The sequence below is a fragment of the Variovorax sp. IB41 genome, from assembly GCF_016405905.1.
Taxonomy (GTDB): Bacteria; Pseudomonadota; Gammaproteobacteria; order Burkholderiales; family Burkholderiaceae_C; genus Variovorax.
The window spans coordinates 84,680-91,225 of sequence record NZ_JAEFCB010000023.1; the positions used below are offsets into that span (position 1 = coordinate 84,680).

Sequence of the window (6,546 nt, forward strand, 5' to 3'; positions counted from 1 at the left end):
CCGGAGACAAAAACCATGCAGACGAAGAACGCGACAGAAACAGTCGCGGTGGAAAGCCGCCGCCGTTTCATTTCCATCGGCGCCGCCGCGGGCCTCGCCGGCGCCGCGCCCTGGGCCTTCGCGCAGGACGGCGGCTATCCGAAGCAGCCGATCCGCCTGGTCGTGCCCTTCGCGGCCGGCAGCGGCACCGACGCGGTGGCGCGCATCACGGGGCAGATGCTCGGCGAAGCGCTCAAGGGCTCGGTCATCGTGGACAACAAGGCGGGCGCCAACGGCGTGATCGGCGCGGAAGCGGTGGCCAAGGCGCCGCCCGACGGCTACACGCTCTTCATGACCACCAACACCACGCACTCGGCCAACCCGAGCCTCATGAAGCACCTGCCCTACGACCCGGTGAAGGACTTCGCGCCCGTCAGCCGCATGGGCAACCTGCCGTTCATGCTGGTGGTCAACAACGACCTGCCGGTCAAGAGCGTGGCCGAGCTCCTGGCCTGGGGCCGCGCGCATCCGGGCAAGCTCACCTACGCGAGCGGCAACAGCACCGGCATCGTGAGCGGCGCCACGCTCTCGCGCATGAGCGGCGTGCCGATGCTGCACGTGCCCTACAAGAGCACGCCGCCGGCCATCGCCGACCTGATCGGCGGGCAGGTCTCGATGATGGTGGTCGACCTCGCCGCGGGGCTCGCGACGGTGAAGGCCGGCAAGATGCGCGCGATCGCGGTCACCACGCAGGAGCGCACCAAGCTCTTTCCCGAGCTGCCGCCGCTGGCGGACACGCCCGAGCTCAAGGGCTTCGACATCACTTCGTGGAACGGCGTGTTCGCGCCGGCCGGCACGCCGCGCGACATCGTGCTGAAACTCAACAAGGCGTTGTCGGAGATGGCCAACGGCACGGTCTTTCGCGAGCGCGTGAGCAAGCTGGGCTTCGATGCGTTCGGCAGCACGCCGGAAGAGCTGGGCGCATTCACCGTGTCGGAACTGGCCAAGTGGAAGAAGCTGATCCAGGCCGCCGGCATCCAGCCCGAATGAGTTCGCAAGACACGCCCGCCGCCGGCCCGCTGCAGGGCCTGCGCATCCTCGACCTCACGGCCGTGGTGATGGGCCCCTACGCCACGCAGACGCTCGGCGACTTGGGCGCCGACATCGTCAAGGTCGAGCCGCCTTCGGGCGACAACCTGCGCGCCGTCGGTCCGATGCGCCATGCGGGCATGGGCGCGATGGCGATGCACCTGAACCGCAACAAGCGCTCGATCGTGCTCGACCTGAAGCAGCCCGAAGGCCGCGAGGCGTGCCTGCGGCTCGCGGCGGGCTGCGATGCGCTCATCTACAACACGCGCCCGCAGGCGATGGCGCGGCTCGGGCTCGGCTACGAGGCGGTGGCGGCGGTCAACCCGAAGATCGTCTACCTCGGCGCCTTCGGCTACGGCGAAGAAGGCCCGTATGCCGGCAAGCCCGCGTACGACGACCTGATCCAGGGCGCGGCCGGCGTCGCCTCGCTTTTCGCGCAGCAAAGCGGCGATGCGCCGCGCTATGCGCCAGTCACGCTCGCCGACCGTGCCGTGGGCCTGCAGGCGGCCATCGCGCTCCTCGCCGCGGTGCTCAACGCGCAGCGCACCGGCAAGGGCCAGGCGGTGGAGGTGCCGATGTTCGAGGCGCTCTCGCAGTTCGTGATGGGCGACCACCTCGGCGGCCACAGCTTCGAGCCGCCGCTCGGACCCACCGGCTACGCGCGGCTGCTCGCGCCGCATCGCAAGCCGTATGCGACGGCCGACGGGCACCTGAGCGTGCTCATCTACAACGACAAGCACTGGCAGGCCTTCTTCGACGTGATCGGCCGGCCCGAGCTGCGCACTTCGCCGATGTTCGGCACGCACACGGCGCGCGCCGCGAACATCGGCGCGGTCTATGCGTTCGTCGCCGAAGTGATGGCCACGCGCGGCAGCGACGAATGGATGGCGGTGCTGGAGGCGGCCGACATTCCGGTCGCGCGCCTGCACAGTACCGAGAGCCTGCTCGACGACGCGCACCTGCGCGCGGTCGGTTTCTTTCCCGAGTTCGATCACCCGAGCGAAGGCCGCATCCGCACGCTCGCGCCAGTCGGGCGCTACAGCGCCACGCCCGCGTCGATCCGCCGCCCCGCGCCGCGCATCGGCGAGCAGAGCGTGGAGCTGCTGCGCGAAGCGGGCTACGCGGACGACGACATCGAACGCATGCTCGCGCGCGGCGTCACGCTGCAGCCGGAACCCACGAAAGACAGCGAATGAATTTCTCCCTGAACGAAGACCAGCGCTCGCTCGTCGCGGCCATCGAGCGGCTCTGCGAAGACTTCCCCATCGACTACTGGCGCGACCACGACGAGCGCGCCGCGTTCCCGCACGAGTTCCACCGCGCCGTTGCCCAAAGCGGCTGGCTCGGCATCGCAATGCCCGAGGCGCAAGGCGGCGCGGGCCTGGGCATCACCGAGGCGGCGCTGATGATGCGCGCCATCAGCGCCTCGGGCGCGGGCATGTCGGGCGCGTCGTCGGTGCACATGAACATCTTCGGACTCAACCCGGTGGTGGTGTTCGGCACCGAGGCGCAGCGCCAGCGCTTCCTGCCGCCGCTGATCGCGGGCACCGAGAAGGCGTGCTTCGCCGTGACCGAGCCCGATGCGGGCCTGGACACCACGCGCCTGAAGACACAGGCGGTGCGCCAGCCGAACGGCGGCTACCTGCTGCACGGCCGCAAGATATGGATCTCGACCGCGCAGGTGGCCGACCGCATGCTGATCCTCACGCGCACCACGCCCATCGAGCAGGCGAAGAAGCCGACGCAGGGCTTGACGCTCTTCTACACGACGCTGGACCGCAGCAAGGTCGAGGTGCGCGAGATCCACAAGCTCGGGCGCGCGGCGGTGGACTCCAACATGCTCTTCATCGACGGCCTCCAAGTGCCCGAGGAAGACCGCATCGGCGAGGAAGGCCGCGGCTTCGAATACATCCTGCACGGCCTCAACCCCGAGCGCATATTGATCGCCGCCGAAGCCATCGGCATCGGCCGCGCCGCGCTGCGCATCGCCGCGCAGTACGCGCAGGAGCGCGTCGTGTTCGGCCGGCCGATCGGCCAGAACCAGGGCGTGGCGCATCCGCTCGCGCGCGCCTGGGCCAACCTGGAGGCGGCCGACCTGATGATGCTCAAGGCCGCGACGCTGTACGACGCGAACGAGCCCTGCGGCATCGAGGCCAACGCGGCCAAGTACCTCGCGGCCGAGGCGGCGCACGACGCATGCCAGAACGCGGTCCTCACGCTCGGCGGCATGGGCTATGCGAAGGAATACCATGTCGAGCGCCTGCTGCGCGAGAGCTACATCCCGCGCATCGCGCCGGTGAGCCCGCAGATGATCCTGAACTTCATCGCCGAGAAGGCGCTCGGGCTGCCCAAGTCGTACTGACCGCTGTCCATATGAACCTCAACGCCATCGTCACCCGCCATCTCGTCGTCCGCGGCCTCGTGCAGGGCGTGGGCTATCGCTGGTCGATGGTGCAGGCTGCGCAGCGGCTCGGCGTGCGCGGCTGGGTGCGCAACCGGCGCGACGGCAACGTGGAGGCGCTCGCGGCCGGAGAGGCCGATGCGGTCGAGGCGCTGATCCGCTGGGCGCGCCAGGGGCCGGCCGGTGCGCGCGTGGATGCGGTCGATGTGAACCAGATCGCGCCCGCGAGCGATGCGCCCGACGGCTTCGCGCAGCGCGAAACCGTCTAGTCTTGCTGTGTCACGGGTTCTGGGGTTGAACTGGAATGAGTGCTCAAGTCAAAACGGAATGGGTGCTCAGGGACCATCGGAACGCGCACCTGCAGCACATGCGCCCTTAGATCTGCCCGCGCTGCTTGATCTTGAGCAGGTCCATCGAAGGCCGGCACGACGCGCCCGACTACCGCAGCCAATAACGCAAGATGTACCTCGGAATTGAAGCTGAACGCACGCACATATCACGGCTTCTCAGGCGCGAGGCTGGCGATGCCAACCTACGAGAGTCTCCATACCAACTCCCATCATGAGCGCGCCTCGAGAGCGCCGTTGGATGAGATGCAGGAATTCCTTCCCGTGAAAGCGCTGCCTGTCGATGTTGTGCTCGCCTGCGCAGGTGCATAGCGTTCGATCCATTTCGCTGCGACTGCATATGCCATCGTTGGGCGCTTCGGACGGCAATCCTTGACCGGGTAGCCGCAGTCTTGAGCCATCACCTTGGTTTTCGCGATGCGCTGCTCGACCAAGCCGATGATCAGATCATCGTTCACGAGCGCGCCTGCAGCCATCACCGTCTCGACCTGCTTTCCCAACGCTGTCCCGGCCTTGATTGCCGCGCGCAGCATGTCGCCTGTCGATATCTGGGGAATTGCGAACTCTTGGCAGATCAGGCTGGCTTGCGTGCCTTTGCCTGCGCCTGGAGGACCAGGTAAAACCAGCTTCATCAAACGCCCCGAGAACTTGTGCTGTCGCCTGATGCCGAAAACTGCTCAAGAATGGCGGGGTTCTCGAGTGTCGATGTGTCCTGTTTGACCTCTTCCCCATTGGCGATCGAGCGGAGCAGACGACGCATGATTTTTCCGCTTCGTGTCTTGGGCAGACTTTCTCCGAATCGGACCTCCTTGGGCTTTGCGATGGGACCAATCTCTGAGCCCACCCAGTTGCGCAGCTCGCTGATGAGCTGCAATGCTTCGTCGCCGCTCGGCAGGCTTCGCTTGAGAACCACGAACGCGCTGATCGCCTCGCCTGTGACGTCGTCAGGACGTCCTACCACTGCGGCTTCAGCGACCAACGGGTGCGCGACCAGCGCGGATTCAATCTCCATCGTTCCCATGCGATGTCCCGACACGTTCAGCACGTCATCGATGCGTCCTGTGATGGTGAAGTACCCGGTGAACTCATCGCGGATGGCGCCATCGCCAGCCAGATACAGATTGCCGCCGAGTTCGGCGGGGAAATACGCGCTCCTGAAGCGCTCGGGATCGCCCCAGATGGTTCGAATCATCGAAGGCCAGGGCCGCTTGACCACCAAGAGCCCGCCCTGTCCATTGGGAACCTCTACGCCCGATTCATCCACGATGGCAGCCTGAATGCCCGGTAGTGGCAAGGTACAGGAACCGGGCACCAGATCTGTGGCCCCCGGCAGCGGGGCAATCAGATGCCCTCCAGTCTCGGTCTGCCAGAACGTGTCGATCACCGGGCAGCGCTCGCCGCCGATGTTCCGGTGGTACCACATCCAGACTTCAGGATTGATAGGTTCTCCTACGGTGCCGAGCAGCCGCAAACTGGAAAGGTCGTACTGTTTCGGATGGATGTCCGCGTTCGTTTCCGCGGCCTTGATCAACGCACGGATCGCGGTAGGCGCCGTATAGAAAATACTGACCTTGTGACGCGCGATCATGTCCCAGAAGCGGCCGCTATCCGGGTAGCTTGGCACGCCTTCGAAAACCACCTGCGTCGCGCCGGCGATCAAGGGACCATATGCGATGTACGTATGACCCGTGACCCATCCGATATCGGCTGTACACCAGAAGAGGTCGTCAGGCTTGAGGTCAAACGTCCACTGCATCGTCATCAATGCCCACAGCAGGTAGCCCGCGGTGCAGTGTTGAACCCCCTTGGGCTTACCGGTGGAGCCGGATGTATAGAGTACGAAGAGCGGATGCTCTGCATCGACGGGCTCTGCATCGCAGCTTTGTGGCTGGTTCGCCACGAGCTCACTCATCCAGCGATCACGGCCTTCGACCCATTCGATCTGGCCCCCGGTCCGACGATAGACCACTACCGCCCTGACGGCTGCACAGCCTCCCATCGCCAGCGCTTCGTCGACGATGGCCTTCAGCGGCAAATTTTTGCCGCCACGTACCTGTTGATCGGCGGTGATCAATGCCACCGCGCCCACATCCACCACCCGCTCTTGCAGCGACTTGGCGGAGAACCCTCCGAACACCACGGAGTGCGTTGCGCCGATGCGGGCACAGGCTTGCATGGCCACGATTCCCTCGATCGACATCGGCATGTAAATGACGACTCGATCACCAAGCCTCACACCCAGTTCTTTCAGCCCATTGGCGAGCTGGCAGACACGAGCGTGCAATTCGCCGTAGGTGATCTGGGTAACAGCTCCATCGTCCGCCTCGAAAATGAGGGCAACCTTCTGCGCGTTTCCGTTCTTCAGATGACGGTCCAGACAGTTGTAAGAGGCATTGAGGGTGCCGCCATCAAACCATCGACAGAACGGTGCGTCGCTCTCGTCAAGTACCGTTGTGAAGGGCTTGCTCCAGTGCAACAGATCGCGCGCGCGACGACTCCAAAATCCTTCGTAGTCCCGCTCGGCTTCGTTGCACAGTGCGTGATAGGCATCCATGCCTGCAACCTCGGCGTTTCTTGCGAAGGAAGCCGGAGGATGGAAGGCACGATGCTCCGGGATTTTGGATTCCATGGATGACATAGTCCTGGTTCCTGAACTCTGGGTAGTAGCTTTGGACTTACCAGGGCAGCGAATAGGTCTTGGTGTTGGTGAAGCTCTTCATCGCCTCGAGC

5 protein-coding genes and 1 pseudogene are annotated in these 6,546 nt (G+C 65.2%); 4 read left to right on the forward strand and 2 right to left on the reverse strand.

Annotated elements, in window-relative coordinates:
• The first annotated feature begins 15 nt into the window (after positions 1–15).
• Genes JC881_RS28355 through JC881_RS28370 form a run of 4 tightly spaced genes read left to right on the forward strand, consistent with a single transcriptional unit; the run spans position 16 to position 3,738 of the window.
• Positions 16–1,029 (forward strand): Bug family tripartite tricarboxylate transporter substrate binding protein, encoded by a 1,014-nt coding sequence (locus JC881_RS28355; protein WP_198789055.1) that lies wholly within the window; start codon positions 16–18, stop codon positions 1,027–1,029.
• Entirely contained in the window at positions 1,026–2,264 is a 1,239-nt protein-coding gene (locus JC881_RS28360) for a CaiB/BaiF CoA transferase family protein (protein WP_198789057.1), read from the forward strand. The genes JC881_RS28355 and JC881_RS28360 overlap by 4 nt, the downstream gene beginning before the upstream one ends.
• Complete coding sequence (locus tag JC881_RS28365) at positions 2,261–3,430, forward strand: acyl-CoA dehydrogenase family protein (protein WP_198789058.1); 1,170 nt, start codon at positions 2,261–2,263, stop codon at positions 3,428–3,430. Before JC881_RS28360 ends, JC881_RS28365 begins: the two co-directional genes overlap by 4 nt.
• 11 nt (positions 3,431–3,441) lie before the next feature.
• Positions 3,442–3,738: an acylphosphatase gene (locus tag JC881_RS28370; protein WP_198789060.1), complete on the forward strand. Its 297-nt coding sequence runs from the start codon at positions 3,442–3,444 to the stop codon at positions 3,736–3,738.
• A 488-nt stretch (positions 3,739–4,226) separates the two neighbouring features.
• On the opposite strand, the pseudogene JC881_RS28375 reads toward JC881_RS28370, so the two are convergent.
• Both JC881_RS28375 and acs read right to left on the reverse strand, forming a co-directional pair.
• Positions 4,227–4,448 (reverse strand): annotated as a pseudogene (locus JC881_RS28375) (adenylate kinase family protein); the annotation flags it as partial.
• Positions 4,448–6,454, reverse strand: coding sequence for an acetate--CoA ligase (gene acs / locus JC881_RS28380; RefSeq protein ID WP_198789064.1), 2,007 nt, complete (start codon positions 6,452–6,454; stop codon positions 4,448–4,450). The pseudogene JC881_RS28375 and the gene acs, both read right to left, overlap by 1 nt.
• Positions 6,455–6,546: the final 92 nt, after the last annotated feature.